The following is a 19130-nucleotide window of genomic DNA, read 5'->3' as shown; positions in this document are numbered from 1 at the left end:
ACCCGACCGGTGGATCGAGGCTAAGCCACCCGCTTAGCGGCCATCGGCGTCAGTGGGCCGACGTCGCCGGGACGGTTCCGGTGCCCAGCCACGCTCCACGAGCGCTTTGCGGACACGGGTCACGGCCCTGGGCTCCGTGCCGGGTGCGAAGGGACCGAGGTCGCTCTGGGTCAGCACCACTACCCGCCATCCCGCTTCCTTGGCATCCTCGTCGCGGAAGATGTCGCTGCGGCGTTGTGCAGGCGAGGCGTGGTGGCCGCCGTCGTACTGGATGGCGATCTTTTCCCGCTCATAGGACATATCCGGGTCCTGAATCCACCTGCCGGAGGCGTCAACCATAGGAACGTTGATGGCCGGCTCGGGAAGGCCATGGCGGCGCAGTAGCAGCCTGACTTCCGTCTCCTTGGGGGAATCCGTCCGTGTGCGCAGCAGGGCACGGGCCCGCATGGCCCTGCGATAGCCGGGCTTACCGGTCCTGCCGGACAGGAAGTCGTCCAGCTCGGCAAGAGTGGCGAGCGGATTCCTCCGTCGGAACAGGAAATCGCCGGCTATGACAAGGTCATCGGGACCAAGGATTCCCGCAAGGTCGAACCATGTCCGCAGGGGAGAGGTGCATCGCACGTGCCGTCCCTTGGTTATTTCCGCAGGCTCCAGTATCAGCTGGTGGCCCACCACACCCTTCCGCCGAACGGCTCGCTGGCCCGGACTGCACGTCAGATGGACGACGTCGATGTTCTGCAGTTCCAGCGGCAGCGGGAAATCCCACAGCGCGGCCGCTGAAAGATGGCTGACCACCGCTCCAGTGACAGCGACGAGGGCGGTGGCACGAAGCAGCAACGTATCCCCGGCCAATGCTGAAACGCGTGCCCCGCGACAGGGCTGAACCAGGTCGCTTGCCCTCAGGCGCCGCCTCGTCAGGCCCGCGGACCGGGCCTGCGCCACAGTGAACGGACCGTGGCGAAGGTCCTGCGGAAGCTCGGAGGGAAGGTGCATAGGAGCATTTTGACCCCGTAGCAGGACGGCCGCTCCCTTATCCACAGCCCTGCGCCAATGTGGAGGACAGGTGGAAGTCCGGCCTGCTGCGGCAGACGGGCGGGGGCGACTCTCCGGGCGCCGCCGATTAGCCAGTAATGGCCGCTATGAGTGGAGAGTAGCGGCCACTACTGGCAAATGGGGACGGCAGGCGGCTCTACTTTGTGGACCGGATGAGGGTGACCACGAGGACAATCAGCAGCACGGCCATGCCTACGAAGAACAGGACCGCCTCGGCAGTGTCGTTGGTCATGGCAGGGCTCCTTACGCTTGGCTCGGGGGCTCTCTGCACTCGGCTCTCTGCATTACGTTCCCTGCATGTAGCCCCTAAATTCATCAAACATCCGCGGACTGCAGTGCGGTGCGTTGTTGCCGCATTCTTGATGGATTCTTAACGCCATGGAGTCTTAGCGCCGGCATGTTCGGGGCGCCGGGCACGGCGGAACCTGCTGCCGCCGAAGCGGGCTTACGTGAACAGGCGTACTTGACTGGGCTTACTTGACCTCGTCCGTGCCGTGGGAGTCGGTCTCGGGGTGGTGTGATTCTTCGGAGTGCTTGTCGCCCCGGTGGCTGCCGTCCTGGCTGCCCTTGCCTTTGCCCTCGCCTGATCCGCCCGTGCCGGAAGCACCGCCGTTGAGCTTGTGCTCTTTGGCCTGGAGTTCGTCCTTGAGCTTCTTCAGACGGTCCGCTTCGGCCTGGTTGCGGCGGCGGATTTCGAGGTTGCGCAGGAAATCGGGGTCGTCATCCGGCGCGACGGTGTGGCTGTAGGACTGCGCGGCGGGGCGGCTTCCGCGCGGCCGTCCGATGATGAACCACAGTGCCGCACCCACCACCGGCAGGACAGCAACCACGATGATCCAGGCTGTCTTGGAAATACCCCTGGTGAGGTGCTTTTCAGTGCGGATCACGTCCACGATGCCATAGACGTATATGGCAAGAACGGCGACGGCGACCAATACACGGGGCATACCATTAGTCTACCGTCCGGACGCCTGCAGCACTGCCTCCCGATGTTTCGCCTGCCGGGCACGACCGCATACCGGCGGGCTCCCTCCCAGGCGGGGGCTCCACCGCACAACTGGCGGTGGCTTCGACGCCGGACGGCTAAACTTGAACCGTGGCTTTTATGAAATACTCCCTGATCCGTCTGGCGCTGTTCGTGCCGTTGCTCGTGCTGTTCAGCTTCCTCGAGGTGGGAATTTTGCTGGCCGCAGTCTTTGCCGGCCTGATTGCCTTCGCCATCAGCTACCTGTTCTTCCAGAAGCAGCGCGACGCCGCTACGGCCAGCCTGCATGAGCGCTTCTCCGGCCGGGCCAAGCCCATCCGCACTGCCGGCGAGGTGGAAGACGCCGACGCCGAGGACACCCTGGTGGACGCCAACCCGGACATCACGGTCCGTTCGGAAATTCCCCGCACCGAAGCAACCCGCACTGAAGCTCCCCGCACCGAAGCTCCCAGCAAAGAAGAAACTCCCCGCAAGGACGCCTAAGCCCGCCCGGCTGTATCCCTACAGCCCGTGGCTCAGGACGAGGCCCAGGGAGAACAGCACGCTGTAGCCCAGGTTGATCAGACCCGTCTGCTTGAGGACGGGGATGAGGCTCTTGCGCTTCCGGCCGTTGATCATCAGCCATGACGGCATCAGGCTGGCCGGGATCAGCAGCAGCACAATGAGCATCCACGGGCGTGCGGGCGCCAGGACCACCACCAGCAGGATGGCGACGGCCAGCATCAGGACGTAGCTTTCGCGGGCGTGTTTGTCGCCGAGCCGCACGGCAAGGGTCTTCTTGCCGGCCTGGATATCCGTGGGAATGTCCCGGACGTTGTTGGCCATCAGGAGCGCACACGCGATCAGGCCGGTGCCGATGGCCCCGATGACGGCGGCCAGGCTGAGCTGCCCCGCCTGCGTGTACGTGGTGCCCAGAGTGGCCACGAGGCCGAAGAACACAAACACGAACACGTCGCCCAGGCCCATGTAGCCGTACGGGTTCTTGCCTCCGGTGTACCCCCAGGCGGCCAGGACACAGCCGAGGCCCACCAGAATTAGCCACCACGCCTGGGTAATTACCACCAGGACAAGGCCGAACAGCATGGCCAGCCCGAACGCGGCGAACGCCGCCCGCTTCACCATCTCAGGCTTCGCGGCGCCCGAGCCCACCAGGCGAAGGGGTCCCACGCGGTCCTCGTCGGTGCCGCGGATCCCGTCCGAGTAGTCGTTGGCGTAGTTCACGCCGACCTGGAGCAATAGGGCCACAAACGCGGCCAGGACGGCGTTGAGCGGCTTGAAGGCGTCCATCTCGAAGGCCGCGGCTGTGCCGATCAGGACCGGTGCGATGGCAGCCGGCAGGGTGCGCGGTCGGGCGCCTTGGATCCATTGTGCGGCTGTGGCCACGGTCAGTACTCCGATTGCTTCGTTGTTCATTTCAGTGCGGCCGGAGGGTTAAACCCGCCGAAATCCTGCCGCTCCGGCCCTTCGGCCGGGGCGGGGCTTCTCTATTTTCCCTGATGCAGAGCGTCCAGCAGAACAGTCATGCCCAGCCGGTCCGGTTTGCCGTTGGGCAGCATCATCAGCTCGCCGGCAGCGAGGACGGTTTTCGGAGCCAGCCGGCCCAGATCATCGTGCCGCTTCGCGGTGAAACCCTCGATGCCGGCGGGGGAGCTGTCCTCCACTGCAACGTATGCGGCCACGGCCTGGCCCCACTCTTCCGAGGGGACGCCTGCCACGAAGGCCGCCGTCACGCCGTCGAGCTTTTCCAGCTCGGCCTGCACGTGCGTGGCGGAAACTTTCACGCCTCCGGTGATGATGACGTCGTCGGCGCGGCCCAGCACGGTGAGCTTCCCGGTGGAGTCGATGGATCCGAGGTCGCCGGTGCGGTACCAGCGGACGCCGTCCTCCTCGAAGAAGTCGTCGGCTGCCGGTCCGGCTTCGCCGAGGTAGCCGGCGGCCAGGGTGGCGCCGCCCAGCAGGATCCTGCCGTCCCCGTCGACCCGTGCCAGGACGTCCTCGAGCGGGAAGCCGTCGTACACGCAGCCGCCGCAGGTCTCCGCGGAACCGTAGGTGGTGATCACGCGGACGCCGGCGTCACGGGCCGCATCAAGCAGTTCCGGAGAGGCGGGGCCGCCACCGAGCAGGATGCCGTTGAACCGGCGCAGCACGGCCAGCGTTTCGGCCGACGGCGCGTCCAGCAGCCGCTGCAGCTGGGTGGGCACCAGGGACGTGAAGCGGATCTTGTCCGTGAGCTCCTGGGCGGCCGCGGTGAACGCTTCCGGCGTGAACCCTGCGGAGAGGTCCATGGCCCACGGCCGGGTGCCGGCGAAGAGGGAGCGCACCAGGACCTGCACCCCGGCAACGTACTGCAGGGGGAGTGCGAGGAGCCACTGGCCCTCGCCCTTGAGCGCGAACGCGGTGGCCACGGACGACGCCGCCAGGGCTTCCACGGTGAGGACCGTCGCCTTGGGCGCGCCGGTGGAACCGGAGGTGCGCACCACCACGGCGGCGTCCTCGAAGCCCGGCGTCTCCACGGCGGAAACCACAATATTGCCGTAAGCGTCGGCGGAAAGTTGGACGGCGGGGCCCTCGCCGTGGAGGGCGTCCGCCAGCGCCTTAAGCGCCGGTTCGATGTTCGGGGGCTGGGAAGTCACAGGGGCTGCCTTAGGAGTAGTGCGGGCTTAGAAGTAGTACGGGAACTGGGACCAGTCGGGATCGCGCTTCTCGAGGAAGGCTTCCTTGCCCTCCACGGCCTCGTCCGTCATGTACGCCAGGCGGGTAGCTTCGCCGGCGAACACTTGCTGCCCGGCCAGGCCGTCGTCGGCAAGGTTGAAGGCGAACTTGAGCATGCGGATGGCCTGCGGCGATTGCCGGGCGATGTCCGCCGCGTATTCCAGGGCCACTTCCTCAAGCCGTTCGTGGTCCACGGCCTCGTTCACGGCGCCCAACCGGACCATGTCCTCGGCCGAGTATTCGCGGGCCAGGAAGAAGATTTCGCGGGCGGCCTTCTGGCCGATCTGGCGGGCCAGCAGCGCCGAGCCGTACCCGGCGTCGAAACTTCCCACCGTGGCGTCCGTCTGCTTGAACTTGCCGTGCTGGCGCGAGGCGATGGTGAGGTCGGAAACGACGTGCAGCGAGTGCCCGCCGCCGGCCGCCCAGCCGTTGACGACGGCAATGACCACCTTGGGCATGGTCCGCATGAGCCGCTGGACTTCCAGGATGTGCAGGCGGCCCGCGCGGGCGGGATCGATGGTCTCCTTGGTCTCGCCCTCGGCATAGCGGTACCCGTCACGGCCGCGGATCCGCTGGTCCCCGCCCGAGCAGAACGAGTGGCCCCCGTCCTTGGGTGACGGCCCGTTGCCCGTGAGCAGCACCGTGGCCACGTTGGGGGTCATGCGGGCATGGTCCATGGCGCGGTAGAGCTCGTCCACGGTGCCCGGGCGGAACGCGTTCCGGACCTCCGGACGGTTGAAGGCGATGCGGACCGTGGGCAGGTCCCGCAGCACGGCGCCGTCCGAGTCCCGCTCAACCTGCCGGTGGTAGGTCATGTCCTGGAAGTCGTCGAAGCCGGCCACGGTGCGCCACCGGGAGGGGTCAAAGACGTCGGATACCTTGGCTGGGAATTCGTTGCTCACAGACCGAGTCTAGTAATCGCCTCAGCTGATACAGAACTCGTTGCCTTCGGGGTCCGCCATAGTGTGCCATTCGTGCGGCCCCTGGCTGGCGGTCCACAGGAATTTTGCGCCGCGTGCCTCAAGAGCCGCGCGGACCTCATCCTTGTCCCTGCCGTCAAGGCGGACATCCCAATGCACCCGGTTTTTTATGGTCTTCGCTTCCGGCACGGTCTGGAACAGCAAGCGTCGGGCGGGTGCCTTGGCTTCGAGTTCCTCGACCGGCCGGATCGCCGCGCCGGCAGCCCACACCAGCTTGCCGTTGTGGGTCTTTGTTTCGGCTTCGGTGGCGAACCCCTGCTCGATCATGGACCGGATGAACGCTGCATCCTGCGGTTCCACCGCCCAGTCCAGGGTTTCCGCCCACCAGTCGGCAAGTTCGTGCGGATTACTGCAGTCGATCGCTATCTGAATGTTGAGTCCCATGGGTCAAAACTACGACGGCGGTGTTCCCGCCGGAAGGGGTCTGCGGACAGTTCCGGTCCGGGTTCGGACGGGCGCCGAACATAACGCAAGGCTTATAAGAAGTGCAGACAATACCTTGACAGATTGTCATGACATGGGTCACAGTTGTCCCGGGAAAGGCTTTTCCTGATGTGGCACTGGCAACCCCACGTTCTTCCGGTTCGGCCACGGGGCAGCAGTCCTCAGCGACGTCCGGCTGTCCCGCAGTTTCTTCGACCTGGGTCCCTTCCGGAGCCAGGAATCAGTCCTGACCGGCAATGGAGTAGCCCTGTCCGAAACGGTGGAAGCCAACTTCTACCTGCCGCTCCCGCCGGGGAAACTCCAGCAGGACGGCATCTACGCGCTGGAACATGAAGGCCGGTTCAGCGCCAGCATGAATTTCAGCAGCAGGCCCGCCGTGGTCCACCGGCTGAAGACCGACGTCACGGTCCGCACTGCCGGGTCCGGGGCGGCTGTGGAGATCGGTTTCGAGGGTGCGGACACTTCATTTGCGCTGGAACTGACGTTCCGGCCCGGCGGCGTGCTGGAAGGCGTGCAGCCCCTGGCGGCCCCGGGGACTTTCCAGCTGACGGATGGGACGGGCCGCTACAGCGTGGGCGGGGACGTGATCGAATTCGGTCCCGGAACCCCGCCTGACCTGGACGCGCCGCCGGTTTACAACCCGGGGGAGGCCTACCGGTACCTCGCGGGCACCAATGCCGCCGACGGACTGAAGGTGTACATCACGGGCAGGACGCGCGGCACGTTTACGCTCACGCTCCGCGGCCTGTCCCTGAACCCCTAGGGCTGGACCTGCTGCAGCTGTTCCATCAGTTCGGGCGGGATCGCGTAGATGAACACCACGGCCAGCAGGTTCTTGGCGGCATGGACGAAGTAGGAGAACATCACATTCTTCCCGGTCCACACATACACGAACACCAGCGTGGCCCCCATGGCAAGGTACGGCATCAGCACCGGCAGCGTGAGGGTTTCCTGGCCAACGATGTGCAGCGCCGCGAAGAGGACCGTGGACAGGACGCAGCACACCCAGATGTTGAGGCGGCGGCTGAGCTTGCCGATCAGCAGGTGGCGGAAGATGTACTCCTCCACGAACGGACCCACGATGACCAGCAGCGGCACAATCAGCCACGGCGACACCTGTTGAACGAGTGCCTGGACATTGGCCTGGTTGGCGGAGCCCTGCACCGGTCCGGTGAGGGCCACCAGCAGGGCCGTCAGGATCAGCATGGCCACCACCGCGACGGGAATCATGATCAGCGTGAACCAGGGCCTGGTGGCCAGGACGCGGAGGTCCCGGGAGACAACCCGGCGGGCAGCAGCCAAGGCCAGCACGCCGACGCCGCCGTAGAACAGCAGGTTCACCGAGTACACGGCAATAGTGGGGTCCGGGGATAGCTGCAGCAGCAGCGGTTGCAGCAGCGATCCTGCCACGGCAAAGAGAGCCGCCACAGCCACGTAGAGCCCCACGGTGGTGTAGTCGAGCGCGGAAAAACGGTAGAGATCCGGCTGTGGCGCCGGGGAATTGCGGAGAGCTGTTCCCATATCTCCAGCCTAGCTTCCCAACTGACTGGCAGTTGGCGTCGTGAAAACGGTGAATGACGACGTTAAATGCGAGTCAGTTGGGTGCGTGTGTGAAGCAGCGACGTTGCAGCCGCGATGAGGCGCCCCGTACAATATTCGGTATGCCTAAATTTCTGTTTCGGTGCGCCAAAGTAGTCCGCCGAACCGAGGGCCTTCGCACTGCCGGAGCCGCCGTCGTCGCCGTTTTCCTCTGCCTGTCCCTAGCCGCGTGCGGGGGTGCCGCCCCCGGCCAAGGGTCAGGGGGTGAGAAGCCCGTGGTGCTGACCACCTTCACCGTGCTGGCGGATGTCGCGCAGAACGTGGCCGGGGACAAGCTGCAGGTCGAGTCCATCACCAAGGCCGGCGCCGAAATCCACGGCTATGAGCCCACCCCCGGGGACATCCGCAAGGCGTCCAAGGCGGACCTGATCCTAGACAACGGCCTGAACCTCGAAGCCTGGTTCGCCCAGTTCGTCGAAGGCCTGGATGTTCCGCACGCCGTGGTCACTGAAGGCGTTGAAGTCATGTCCATCAGCGAAGACTCCTACCAGGGCAAACCGAACCCGCACGCGTGGATGTCGCCGGTCAACGTCCAGATCTACGTGGACAACATGGTGAAGGCGTTCTCGAAGCTCGACCCGGACAACGCGTCCACCTTCGAGGCGAACGGCGCGGCCTACAAGGCCAAGCTGCAGACCGTGAAGGACGAAATGGTGCAGAAGCTCGCCACCGTTCCCGAGGCGCAGCGGGCGCTGGTGACCTGTGAGGGGGCCTTCTCCTACCTGGCGCGTGACGCCGGCCTCCGCGAGGTCTACATCTGGGCCGTGAACGCCGAGCAGCAGGCCACGCCGCAGCAGATCGCCCGGGCCATCGAATTCGTCAAGGCCAACAAGGTCCCTGCCGTGTTCTGCGAGTCCACGGTCTCTGATGCCCCCATGCGCCAAGTGGAGGGAGCCACGGGCGCGAAATTCGGCGGCGTCCTCTACGTGGACTCGCTCTCCGAAACGGACGGCCCCGTCCCCACGTACCTGGACCTCATCCGGCACGATTCCAAGATCATCACCGAAGCCCTGACAGGAGCGGCATCATGAGCAACCCGGCCATCCTGGTTGAAAACGTCACCGTCCACTACGGCGAGGTCCTTGCCCTGGACGCCGCGTCACTGACCCTGGACACCGCACGGATCTGCGGCCTGATCGGCATGAACGGCTCCGGAAAGTCCACCCTGTTCAAGGTGATCATGGGAATGATCAAGCCCGACGCCGGCCGCGTCCTCATCAACGGTGAGTCACCGGCCAAGGCACGCAAGGAGGGGGGCATCGGCTACGTCCCGCAGAGCGAGGACGTGGACTGGCAGTTCCCGCTGTCCGTTCGCGACGTGGTGATGATGGGCCGCTACGGCCACCAGGGCTTCACCCGCCGCCCCTCCAAGGCGGACCGTGCCGCCGTCGAGCTTGCCCTTGACCGGGTGGAACTCTCCGAGTTCGCGAACCGGCAGATCGGCCAGCTCTCCGGCGGCCAGAAGAAGCGCGCATTCGTGGCCCGGGGCATCGCCCAGGGCGCCACCATGATGCTCCTGGACGAGCCGTTCGCCGGGGTGGACAAACGCTCCGAAGCCACCATCACCCGCCTGCTGCGTGAACTCGCCTCGGATGGCTGCACCATCCTCATTTCCACCCACGACCTTCACGCCCTGCCCCAGCTGTGCGACGAAGCCGTGCTGCTGATGCGCAAGGTCCTGATGCACGGCCCGCCCGAGCTGGTCCTGCAGCCCGAGAACCTGGCCATGGCGTTCGGCCTGGACGTCCTCAACCGGGACCTCCCCGATGAGGATCTCCCCGACGAGGACGCCCCGGATCCTTCCCGCGCGGATCCTTCCGGCGCGGGCCGCCGGGTGCAGGACCTCTCCAACCACCATGGCAGGAACTGACTTTGGATCTCTTCGACCTCCTGCTTGAACCGTTGAGCTACGACTTCATGGTCCGCGCCATCATCACCACGGCGCTCGCCGCCATTGTCTGCGCCGTGCTGAGCTGCTGGCTGGTGCTGATCGGCTGGTCGCTCATGGGCGACGCCGTGTCCCATGCCGTGCTCCCGGGCGTGGTCCTCGCCTACATTGTGGGGGCGCCGTTCGCCTTGGGCGCGCTGGTCTTCGCGCTGATCGCCGTCACCCTGATCGGGGTGGTCCGGAACACCAGCCGGGTGAAGGAGGACGCGGCCATCGGCATCGTGTTCACCTCGCTGTTCGCGCTGGGCCTGGTGCTCATCTCCGTCACACCGAGCCAGACCGACCTCAACCACATCATCTTCGGCAACCTGCTGGGCGTCAGCATTCCGGACCTCATCCAGGTGCTGGTGCTGGGAGTGGTGGCGTTCGCCATCCTCATCCTGAAACGGCGGGACCTCACGCTCTACGCCTTCGATCCCACGCACGCCCACGCCATCGGGCTGTCCCCGAAACGGCTGGGGGCGCTGCTGCTGGGCCTCCTGGCGCTGACCTCGGTGGTGGCGCTGCAGACCGTTGGCGTGGTGCTGGTGGTTGCCATGCTGATCATCCCCGGAGCCACGGCCTACCTGCTGACAGACCGGTTCTCCCGCATGCTGGTGATCGCCCCGGTGATTTCGGCGCTGTGCTCCATCGCCGGCATCTACCTCAGCTACTACCTGGACACCGCCTCCGGCGCCATGGTGGTGCTCACCCAGGGTGCCATCTTCGCCGTCGTCTACCTGTTCAGCCCCCGCCAGGGGCTGATCGGCACCCGGCTGGCGAAGGCGCGCCGCAAGAAAGCAGTGGCGCTCGCCGCCTAGGTTTGTGTCCGGCGACGGACCGTACGACGGCGGTGCGGGCCCGGGGCGTTACGCCCCGGGCCCGCACTTTGTTGCCTACGCCCGGACGGACTTGCGGTTGTAAAGCCACAGCGCCCACACGTACCCGCCCACGCTGAAGACTGCGCACCAGACAAGCGTTGCAAGCATGGTGCTGGCTTCCACGGGTGTGCCCATCAGGAGTCCGCGCACGGCTTCGATGAACGGCGTGAACGGCTGCACGTCGGCGAACCAGCGCAGGACCTCGGGCATGGAATCCGTGGGCACGAACCCGCTGCCAAGGAATGGCATCAGCAACAGGATCATGGGCTGGTTGCTGGCTGTTTCCACGCTCTTGGCGTTGATGCCCATGGCCACGGATAACCACGTTACGGAGAAGCCGATCAGCGTCAGCACGCCCAAGGCTCCGAGCCAGCCTGCCGGGGAACCGGTGGGCCGGAATCCGATCAGAAGGGCAACGGCGGCCACCAGCAGCATGGCGGCCATGGTCTGGATGAGGCTGCCCAGGACGTGGCCCGTTAGCACGGCGCCCCTGGAGATCGCCATGGTGCGGAAGCGTGCAACGATGCCTTCCGTCATGTCCGTGGACACCGAGATTGCGGTTCCCGTCGCACTCCCGGTGAGGGTGAGCATCAGGACGCCCGGCACGATGTATGCGAGGTAGTCGTCCCTGCCACCGCCCAGTCCCGAGCCCAGTGTCCCGCCGAGCACATACACAAAGAGCAGCAGGAAGATGATCGGGGTCCCCGCAACGAACAGCGGGATCGAGGGGTAGCGGACCACGTGCTTGAGGTTCCGGCGCAGCATGGTGGTCGCGTCGGACGCGGCATAGCTGAGGGTGCTCATCGTGCGTTCTCCTTCTGGCTGGTGAGGGCGAGGAAGACGTCGTCCAGGTTGGGTGTGTGGACGGACAGGTCGGCCACCTCCACGGAGGCGCGCTCCAGGCGGTCCAGCACGTCTTTCAAGGACCGGACGCCCTCGTCGCCGGAGACTTCCAAGGTGAGGGAATCGTCGTCGCGGTTGTCCGGTTCGAGCACGACGGCGGCCCGCTCCAACGCGGCCAGGTCACCGAACGTGAGGCGGATGTGCCCGCCGGGGACCAGCCGCTTGAGCTCAGCCGGGGTGCCCTCGGCCACGATCCGGCCCTGGTCCAGCACCGCGATCCTGTCCGCGAGCTGGTCGGCTTCGTCCAGGTACTGGGTGGTCAGGAAGATCGTGACGCCGCGGGCCACGAGGCCTTGGATGATCTCCCACATGGTGCGGCGGCTCCGCGGATCCAGACCCGTCGTTGGCTCATCCAGGAAGATGATCTCCGGATCGCCCATCAGGGTCATGGCGAGGTCGAGCCGCCGCCGCATGCCGCCCGAGTACGTGGCAAGGGGCTGCCTGGCCGCCTCGACCAGGTCGAACTTTTCCAGAAGCCCTGCCGCGCGGCGCCTGACCTCAGCCGCAGGGAGGTGCCGGAGCCTGCCCATCAGGGCCAGGTTTTCCTCGCCCGTGAGCAGGCTGTCCACGGCCGAGAACTGCCCCGTGAGGCCGATCTTGCCGCGCACCTCATCGGCCTGGCGTACGACGTCGAAACCTCCTACGGCGACCTCCCCGCCATCGGCGGAGATCAGGGTGGACAGGATGTGGACGATGGTGGTCTTGCCGGCGCCGTTGGGGCCGAGGAGGGCAAAGACGGTTCCCGCCGGAACGGTGAGGTCCACGCCGTCGAGTACCTGTTTGCTGCCGTATGCCTTGCGCAGCCCGGCCACAGTGATGGCCGAAGAGGTGGTGCTTGCCATGACTCTTCCTTTGCTGGGTTCTTGCCTGGTTGGGTTACCTGGTTGGAACGGGGGAGCGCCGCACGGTGATGTCGCCGTAGGCGCTGCGGGCACGGACCTCCACTTTGGTGTCCGACTCGCCGGGTCCGGTGGTGGCGTCGAGCCCGTTGCGGACGCGCCCGTACTTGGTGCTGAGGTCCAGCCACGCGGCGCTGCCTTCGCGGACGCCGATGGCCAGGGAGCCGGCGGCGGTCTGGAGGGTTAGGGTTCCGCGCGAGACCTCGCCGACAGTGATGTCGCCGTTGGAGGCCTTGATTGTTGTTGATGCACCGGCCCGTTCCAGTGCGACGTCTCCGTTGGCGGCACTGACGCGGAGTTCGCCGGCGGCATCCACGATGTGCGTGCCGCCGTTTCCGTTCTTGACGCTGGCAATTCCGTCGATCTCCCGGATGCGGATCTTGCCCGAGCCGGTCTTGATTTCTGCCCGGCCCGCGACGCGTTCCACGGTCACGTCGCCCATGCCCGTGTGGACCTTGAGGTCCGTGCAGTGGTCGAGGCGGACGTGGCCCATTTCCGTCTTCAGCTCGGCCGAACTGAACTCGCCCTCGCAACGGAGGTCGCCCATGCCGGACTTCAACTCCAGGCTGCAGCCGATGGGCACTTCAACGGTGATGTCCACGGCGCCCCCGTCGCTGAACCAGCTGTGGCGCCGCTGGGGACGCAGCCTGACCTGCAGGCGCCCGTCCGAATAGTCCACGGTGGTCTGCTCGGCCACCCTGACGTCCAAAGTGCGGGTTGCGGTGCGGGGCTGGACGTTGACCACGGTGTCGGTGCGGTTGCCGGCGACGATCCAGATATCGGCGCGGACCGAAACGTCCACGACGACGGCGATCGGCTGGGGTGTCTCGAAGGTTTCCATCAGTGTGCCCATCCTGTGAAGGTCTGCTCGCCGGGATCCCGACGGGCGGTTCGGTGAGATGTTTGGCTGCCGTTGAGGGCATCGGCCACGGCCCGGATCAGCCAGGAGTTCACGGACAGGCCTTCAAGGCCGGCGGCCTCTTCAACCTGCTGCTTGAGGTGATCCGGCAGCCGGAGCGTGGTGCGGGAGGTGCTGGCGCCGTCGAGCTCTTCCGTGACCTGCCGGGCAGGCTGGCTGGACCGCTCCACCACGGCCTCGTACTCGCTGGCGGCGGGCGGGTTGGTGACCACGAACTCGGGATCGCGTCCTCGCAGCCTGACCTCCACTGAAGCCGGTGCCAGCTCCAGTGTGATCTCACTGGCGGCGTCGGACAGGGCTTCGAGGAGGACGAGCCGGACGGTGGACTCGAGCGCAGCCGTGAGGCGTTCGCTGAGTTCCCGGGCGTCGGGGCCGCCGGCTTCGGCGGCCACGTCCAGCTGGTGCTGGACGGAGGTTACGTATTGGTTGAGTTGCATGACACCACTATGACGCCATTGTGGTGTCACGTCAAGACATTTTGGTGGTTGGTGGTGTCACCGTGGTGTCGCGGCTTGACTCACCCGCCTCCGCCGGGCAGTCTGGAGCGATGAAGTCCTAAGCGCAGCCCTTCTTTCCGGCTGCATTCCCAGTACACATATCGGCGCTATCGCCATTCACTGCGGACCTGCGAGGACTCCTCTTGACTGAACATCTTTCCCTGACCGGCGTCACCCATGGCTATGGGGACCGCCGGCTCTTCACTGCCGTCGACCTCACCATTGTTGCCGGTGAACACGTGGCCGTCGTCGGCGAAAACGGCGCCGGCAAATCAACGCTGCTGCGGATCCTTGCCGGGCTTGAATCCCCGGACGAGGGCACGGCCGCGAACCACGGCCGCGTCGGCTACCTGGCCCAGACCACCGGCCTGCCGGCGTCGTTCACCGTGGGCAACGCCATCGACCACGCACTCGAGTCGCTCCGCGCCATCGAGGCCGAACTGGACCGCCTGGAATCCGGCCTGGCCGATGCCGACCAGGAACAGCTGGAACGCTACGGCGACCTGCAGACCCAGTACCAGCTCCGGGAAGGCTACGCCGCCGAGTCCCGGGTGGAGGCGGCCCTGGACCGCCTGGGCCTGGGCGGGCTGGACCGGCAGCGGGCGCTGGGTTCGCTTTCCGGCGGGGAGCAGCACCGCGTCGCCTTGGCCTGCGTGCTGGCTGATCCTGCGGACGTCCTCCTGCTGGACGAGCCCACCAATCATTTGGACGCCAGCGGCACGGCCTGGCTCGAGGCGCGGCTGGCCGCCCACCGGGGGACCGTCGTCGTGGTTTCCCACGACCGCGCGCTGCTGCGCAAGGTGGCCGCTTCCGTCATCGAAGTGGACGCCGAGCGGTGCGCGGTCAACCGCTACGGGAACGGCTACGACGGTTATCTGCGCGAGAAGGCCGCCGAGCGGGAACGCTGGGTGCAGCAGTACCGCGGCTGGCTGGACGCGATGGCCGCCGAGCGCCTTCAGGCGGACACCGTGGCCGGGAAGATGGGCTACGCCCGCCGCCGCGACGGCGACAAAATGGGCTTCGACTTCAAGGCAGGCACCTGGCAGCAGGCCGTCACCAGCAAAGTCCGCAACGCCCAGGAGCGGCTGCGCCGGCTCGAGGCCAATCCCGTTGACCGGCCGCCGGTTCCCTTGAAACTGGCGGTAGACCTCCAGTCGGCGACTGGCGGGGACGCTGCCGCGGCTGGGGCTGCGGGACCGGCGCTGGACGCACGCGGTGTGCAGGTGCCCGGCCGCCTGGCACCGACCGATTTCCGGGTGGAGGCCGGCCAGAAGATCCTGATCACCGGTCCCAACGGGGCAGGGAAGTCAACGCTGCTGTCCGTGCTGGCCGGCACGCTCGAACCGGAGGCGGGCTCGGTGGTGCGGCATGGCCGGATCGGCTATTTGCAGCAGGAGCTGGAACCGCCGGTCCGTCCCGGGATGCGCCTTCTGCCGGCCTTCGTCGCCGGCCTGGGCGGCAACATCGACGAGCATGCGGAGGCGCTGCTGCGGCTGGGCCTCTTCCGGACCACAGAATTCCATGTTCCGGTCGGAAGCCTTTCCGCCGGGCAGCAGCGCAGGCTGGCCCTTGCACGGCTCCTGCTCGGCGGATTCCAGACGATGCTCGTGGACGAACCCACCAACCACCTGGCACCCGTGCTGGTGGAACAGCTGGAAGCGGTCCTTTCGGAATTCGGCGGAACGCTGATCATGGTCAGCCACGACCGCGCATTGGGTGAGTGGTTCAGCAAATGCGCCGCACGGTCCGCCGCCGGGAACACCGGCGGGAGCACCGGCGGCGCAGGCTGGCTCCGCTACGGGATGGCGGAAGGCGCGCTGGCCTAGTTTTCGGGCACCCTGAGCCGCTCGGAAAGCGGCGCTGGTGAAGCAGCCGTGGAAAACGGTGAGATTTGCGTTAAGGGATCGTTACGCCCTGCCTGCAGGGCCGAAACAACCGCGGAGCAGGATGGAGGGGAGTCAGTGATTCCCACGCTCAAGTAGCGTCCTTGCGGTCCGCCGCCGGGACGTACTCAGCCGGCCGAAAGGATCTGTCCCGTGATCACCAAGAACCTTTTCCTGCAGGGCGTCTTCCCCTTCGAGGGAGCGGGACTCGAGAAGCCCGTCCCCATCCACAGGGAGCTCGCACACTTCGTTCCGGACGGAATCATCAACCAGACCCTCTACTTCCGGGGAGGCAACTCCAGTTCCGAACTGGTCACCGTGGTCCTGATGCGCGACGGCGTGCCCATGCGGTATTTCCCCATCGGCGCCAAGAGCGACGTCCATGTGCCGCTCCGGGTGGTGGAGGACATCGAGGGCGGGTCCGTCATCGAGGTGTTCCTCCTGGCGGCCGACGGCGTTGCGGGGTACGTGGTCATCGATCTGGGCATGGTGGAACACTGATGACAGCTGTCACAGACAAGACGCAGCTCAGTCCACAGCCAGGCCCGCCCAAGCTACGGCCCAAGCACCAAGCGCGCCAGGCCAAGCCGGCCGCCCGCCGTCGGCTGGTGGTGATCGGCAACGGCATGGCCGGCGCCCGTGCCGTCGAGGAGATCCTGGCCCGCGGCGGCGCCGAGCAGTTCACCATCACCATGTTCGGCGACGAGCCCTACGGCAACTACAACCGGATCATGCTCAGCCACGTCCTCTCCGGCGAGGAAAGCGACGCGGACATCTTCCTGAACTCCCTGCACTGGTACCAGGACAACAAAATCACCCTGCACGCGGGTGTCCGGGTGGAACGGATCGACCGGTTCACCAAATACGTCTTCGCCAACAACGGCCACGTTGTTCCCTACGACGTACTGATCATCGCCACGGGCAGCCAGTCCTTCATGCCGCCCATGGACGGCCTGTACACGCCCAGCGGTTCGATCAAGCCCGGGGTCTTCACGTTCCGCACCATCGACGACACCCGCAACATGGTCCAGCACGCGCAGCACGACCACCACCACCGGGCCGTAGTCATCGGGGGCGGCCTGTTGGGACTGGAAGCGGCGCGCGGGCTCCAGAGCCACGGCATCGACGTCGACGTGGTGCACTCCGGCGGGCACCTCATGAACGCCCAGATGGGACCCGACGGCGGAGCCATCCTCCGCCGGAGCGTGGAGGCCCTGGGCATCCGGGTGCACACCGGGAGCCGCACCACCGCCGTCCTGGGCACGGACAAGGTCGCCGGCGTCCGGCTCCGGGACCGGCCGGACATCGACTGTGACATGGTGGTGGTGGCCGCCGGGATCCGCCCCAACGTGGACATTGCCGTGCTCAGCGGACTGCACGTGGAACGCGCCATCGTGGTGGACGACCAGCTGCGCGTGGTGGACGAGGACGACATCTATGCCGTGGGCGAATGCGTCCAGCACCGCGGCGAGGTCTACGGACTGGTGGCACCGCTGTGGGAACAGGCCGTTGTCCTCGCCAACCACGTCACCGGCGCTGACTCCACTGCGGCCTACCTCGGCTCCCGGATCGCCACCAAACTCAAGGTTGCCGGCGTCGAGGTCGCGTCGATGGGCCTGCAGGGCCCGGAACGGGAGACGGACGAGCACATCGTGTTTTCCGAGCCCAGCCGGGGCGTGTTCAAGTCCATCGTCATCCGGGACAACAAGATGGTGGGCGCCACCCTGCTCGGCGACAGCCGCAAGGTGGCGTACCTGACCCAGGCGTTCGACAAGGGGCTGCCCCTGCCGGAGGAACGGATCTCGCTGATGTTCGATCTGGGTGCCCCCGCAGAGGAACAGGGCGTGGCCGAGCTCGACGACGACGCGCAGGTCTGCAACTGCAACGGCGTCAGCAAGAAGTCCCTCGTGGAGACGGTCAAAGGCGGGTGCAACACCGTGGCCGGAGCCATGGACGCCACGCGGGCCGGCAAGGGCTGCGGTTCCTGCAAGCTGCTGGTGAAACAGGTGGTGGAATGGGCCGCCGGCGGCGCCGTGGAGGAGGACCCCGCCGCCAGCTACTACGTGCCCGGCATTCCGCTGGACAAGGCGTCACTGATGGCAGCCATCCGCAAACAGGGCCTGCGCTCGGTGTCCTCGGTGTTCGCCGCGCTCGCACCCGGCAGTGCCGAGGATGCGAAATCCAAGATGGGCCTCGCGTCCCTGATGAAGATGATGCTCGCGGACCAGTACATCGACGAGCGGGACGCACGGTTCATCAACGACCGCGTCCACGCCAACATCCAGCGGGACGGCACCTTCTCCGTGGTTCCACAGATGAAGGGCGGCGTGACGTCCGTGCAGCAGCTGCGCCGGATTGCCGACGTCGCCGAAAAGCACAACATCCCCCTGATCAAGCTCACCGGCGGCCAGCGCATCGACCTGCTGGGCGTGCCCAAGGAGGACCTTCCGCAGGTCTGGGCCGACCTGGACATGCCGTCCGGCTATGCGTACGGGAAGAGCTTCCGCACGGTCAAGACCTGTGTGGGCAAGGACTTTTGCCGTTACGGCACCGGCGATTCCACCAAGCTGGGGATCGAGATCGAGTCACGGTTCCAGGGCATCGAGGCGCCGGCCAAACTGAAGCTGGCTGTCTCGGGCTGCCCGCGCAACTGCGCCGAGTCGCTGGTCAAGGACGTGGGCGTCGTGGCCGTGGAAGGCGGCCGCTGGGAACTCTACGTCGGGGGAGCGGCAGGCGCCCACATCCGCAAGGGTGACCTGCTGGCCACCGTCGACGACCCCGAGGAAGTGAAGGTGCTGACCGGCCGGTTCATGCAGTACTACCGGGAGAACGCCAACTGGCTGGAGCGGACGTACGCGTTTGTGCCCAGGGTGGGCATCGACCACATCCGCGCCGTGGTGGTGGACGACGCCGAGGGCATCGCGGCCACCCTGGACGCGGCCATGCAGGCCTCCGTGGACAGCTATGTGGATCCGTGGACCGAGCGCGACGATCCGCTCACCCCCGGGCAGTTCCGCACGTCGCTGCCGCTCACGGTGCTTCCCCAGGTGCCGGTCCGATGAACACCGGTCACAACCTCGGTTCCGTGGAGCAGATCCCGTTCGGAGAGGGCCGGGCGTTCGGCGTGGCCGGCGAACAGGTGGCGGTGTTCCGGCTCCGCGACGGCAGCCTGCGGGCGCTGTCAGCTGTCTGCCCGCACAAGGGCGGCCCGATCGCGGACGGCACCATCGACCAGGACCTGGTCCTGTGCCCGCTGCATCAGAACGCCTTCAGGCTGGACACCGGCTGCTCCACCACCGGCGCCGAACCTTTGACCAGCTATGACGTCCAAATCGATAACCACCAGAATATTATTCTGAGAACCTCGGCAAGGTAGGGAAATTAATTCGGCATAACTCCTTCTAACTGTTGTCTGCGTCACTGGCGGTTCCGCGGGCCTTGTAAGCTA

20 protein-coding genes are annotated in these 19130 nt (G+C 66.4%); 9 read left to right on the top strand and 11 right to left on the bottom strand.

Annotated elements, in window-relative coordinates; all coding sequences use genetic code 11:
- Positions 1 to 33: 33 nt before the first annotated feature.
- Complete coding sequence (locus tag J7I79_RS21150) at positions 34 to 993, bottom strand: endonuclease domain-containing protein (protein WP_214956692.1); 960 nt, start codon at positions 991 to 993, stop codon at positions 34 to 36.
- Positions 994 to 1526: 533 nt separating this feature from the next.
- Entirely contained in the window at positions 1527 to 2000 is a 474-nt protein-coding gene (locus J7I79_RS21145; protein WP_214956690.1) for a PLD nuclease N-terminal domain-containing protein, read from the bottom strand.
- Positions 2001 to 2158: 158 nt separating this feature from the next.
- Here J7I79_RS21145 and J7I79_RS21140 point away from each other — a divergent pair, with 158 nt between their 5' ends.
- Positions 2159 to 2521, top strand: a complete 363-nt coding sequence (locus J7I79_RS21140; RefSeq protein ID WP_214956711.1) for a DUF4229 domain-containing protein — start codon at positions 2159 to 2161, stop codon at positions 2519 to 2521.
- A gap of 18 nt (positions 2522 to 2539) precedes the next feature.
- Here the strand turns inward: J7I79_RS21140 and J7I79_RS21135 are convergent, their stop codons facing one another.
- The 4 genes from J7I79_RS21135 to J7I79_RS21120 form a co-directional block, all read right to left on the bottom strand.
- Positions 2540 to 3421 (bottom strand): 1,4-dihydroxy-2-naphthoate polyprenyltransferase, encoded by an 882-nt coding sequence (locus tag J7I79_RS21135; protein WP_214956709.1) that lies wholly within the window; start codon positions 3419 to 3421, stop codon positions 2540 to 2542.
- A 101-nt stretch (positions 3422 to 3522) separates the two neighbouring features.
- On the bottom strand, positions 3523 to 4671 hold the full coding sequence (locus J7I79_RS21130) for an AMP-binding protein (RefSeq protein ID WP_214956688.1): 1149 nt from the start codon (positions 4669 to 4671) through the stop codon (positions 3523 to 3525).
- Positions 4672 to 4698: 27 nt separating this feature from the next.
- On the bottom strand, positions 4699 to 5652 hold the full coding sequence (locus tag J7I79_RS21125; protein ID WP_214956686.1) for a 1,4-dihydroxy-2-naphthoyl-CoA synthase: 954 nt from the start codon (positions 5650 to 5652) through the stop codon (positions 4699 to 4701).
- A gap of 21 nt (positions 5653 to 5673) precedes the next feature.
- Entirely contained in the window at positions 5674 to 6114 is a 441-nt protein-coding gene (locus J7I79_RS21120; protein ID WP_214956684.1) for a VOC family protein, read from the bottom strand.
- Positions 6115 to 6433: 319 nt separating this feature from the next.
- Here J7I79_RS21120 and J7I79_RS21115 point away from each other — a divergent pair, with 319 nt between their 5' ends.
- Entirely contained in the window at positions 6434 to 6937 is a 504-nt protein-coding gene (locus J7I79_RS21115) for a hypothetical protein (protein ID WP_214956682.1), read from the top strand.
- Here the strand turns inward: J7I79_RS21115 and J7I79_RS21110 are convergent.
- Positions 6934 to 7695, bottom strand: a complete 762-nt coding sequence (locus tag J7I79_RS21110; protein WP_214956680.1) for a CPBP family intramembrane glutamic endopeptidase — start codon at positions 7693 to 7695, stop codon at positions 6934 to 6936. The two genes, J7I79_RS21115 and J7I79_RS21110, sit on opposite strands and share 4 nt — an antisense overlap.
- Positions 7696 to 7835: 140 nt before the next feature.
- Here J7I79_RS21110 and J7I79_RS21105 point away from each other — a divergent pair, with 140 nt between their 5' ends.
- Genes J7I79_RS21105 through J7I79_RS21095 form a run of 3 tightly spaced genes read left to right on the top strand, consistent with a single transcriptional unit; the run spans position 7836 to position 10521 of the window.
- On the top strand, positions 7836 to 8804 hold the full coding sequence (locus tag J7I79_RS21105) for a metal ABC transporter substrate-binding protein (protein WP_214956679.1): 969 nt from the start codon (positions 7836 to 7838) through the stop codon (positions 8802 to 8804).
- Entirely contained in the window at positions 8801 to 9643 is an 843-nt protein-coding gene (locus J7I79_RS21100; protein WP_214956677.1) for a metal ABC transporter ATP-binding protein, read from the top strand. The genes J7I79_RS21105 and J7I79_RS21100 overlap by 4 nt, the downstream gene beginning before the upstream one ends.
- A gap of 47 nt (positions 9644 to 9690) precedes the next feature.
- Positions 9691 to 10521, top strand: coding sequence for a metal ABC transporter permease (locus J7I79_RS21095; RefSeq protein ID WP_396020229.1), 831 nt, complete (start codon positions 9691 to 9693; stop codon positions 10519 to 10521).
- 75 nt (positions 10522 to 10596) lie between these two features.
- On the opposite strand, the gene J7I79_RS21090 is transcribed toward J7I79_RS21095, so the two are convergent.
- The 4 genes from J7I79_RS21090 to J7I79_RS21075 are packed head-to-tail and all read right to left on the bottom strand — an operon-like array spanning position 10597 to position 13739.
- Positions 10597 to 11385 carry an ABC transporter permease gene (locus J7I79_RS21090; RefSeq protein ID WP_214956672.1) on the bottom strand — a complete coding sequence of 263 codons (789 nt, stop codon included), beginning with the start codon at positions 11383 to 11385 and terminating at the stop codon, positions 10597 to 10599.
- Positions 11382 to 12326 carry an ATP-binding cassette domain-containing protein gene (locus tag J7I79_RS21085; protein WP_214956670.1) on the bottom strand — a complete coding sequence of 315 codons (945 nt, stop codon included), beginning with the start codon at positions 12324 to 12326 and terminating at the stop codon, positions 11382 to 11384. The genes J7I79_RS21090 and J7I79_RS21085 overlap by 4 nt, the downstream gene beginning before the upstream one ends.
- Before the next feature lie 34 nt (positions 12327 to 12360).
- Positions 12361 to 13236: a DUF4097 family beta strand repeat-containing protein gene (locus J7I79_RS21080; RefSeq protein WP_251043114.1), complete on the bottom strand. Its 876-nt coding sequence runs from the start codon at positions 13234 to 13236 to the stop codon at positions 12361 to 12363.
- Positions 13224 to 13739, bottom strand: a complete 516-nt coding sequence (locus J7I79_RS21075) for a histidine kinase (protein WP_104173301.1) — start codon at positions 13737 to 13739, stop codon at positions 13224 to 13226. Before J7I79_RS21075 ends, J7I79_RS21080 begins: the two co-directional genes overlap by 13 nt.
- Positions 13740 to 13942: 203 nt before the next feature.
- Between J7I79_RS21075 and J7I79_RS21070 the strand changes: the two genes are divergently transcribed.
- The 4 genes from J7I79_RS21070 to J7I79_RS21055 all read left to right on the top strand — a co-directional run bounded on the left by J7I79_RS21070 (position 13943) and on the right by J7I79_RS21055 (position 19058).
- Positions 13943 to 15625, top strand: coding sequence for an ABC-F family ATP-binding cassette domain-containing protein (locus tag J7I79_RS21070; protein ID WP_214956668.1), 1683 nt, complete (start codon positions 13943 to 13945; stop codon positions 15623 to 15625).
- Between the two features lie 210 nt (positions 15626 to 15835).
- Entirely contained in the window at positions 15836 to 16183 is a 348-nt protein-coding gene (locus J7I79_RS21065; protein ID WP_104173299.1) for a molybdopterin oxidoreductase, read from the top strand.
- A complete protein-coding gene (nirB, locus tag J7I79_RS21060; RefSeq protein ID WP_285291494.1) occupies positions 16183 to 18744 on the top strand; it encodes a nitrite reductase large subunit NirB in 2562 nt (853 codons plus the stop codon). Before J7I79_RS21065 ends, nirB begins: the two co-directional genes overlap by 1 nt.
- A complete protein-coding gene (locus J7I79_RS21055; protein WP_214956666.1) occupies positions 18741 to 19058 on the top strand; it encodes a Rieske (2Fe-2S) protein in 318 nt (105 codons plus the stop codon). The genes nirB and J7I79_RS21055 overlap by 4 nt, the downstream gene beginning before the upstream one ends.
- The last annotated feature ends 72 nt before the right edge of the window (positions 19059 to 19130 follow it).

This window comes from Arthrobacter sp. ISL-69, assembly GCF_018613775.1.
Classification (GTDB): domain Bacteria; phylum Actinomycetota; class Actinomycetes; order Actinomycetales; family Micrococcaceae; genus Arthrobacter.
The sequence above is the reverse complement of the archived record's forward strand: the minus strand, read 5'-3'. Positions and strand labels throughout refer to the sequence as shown.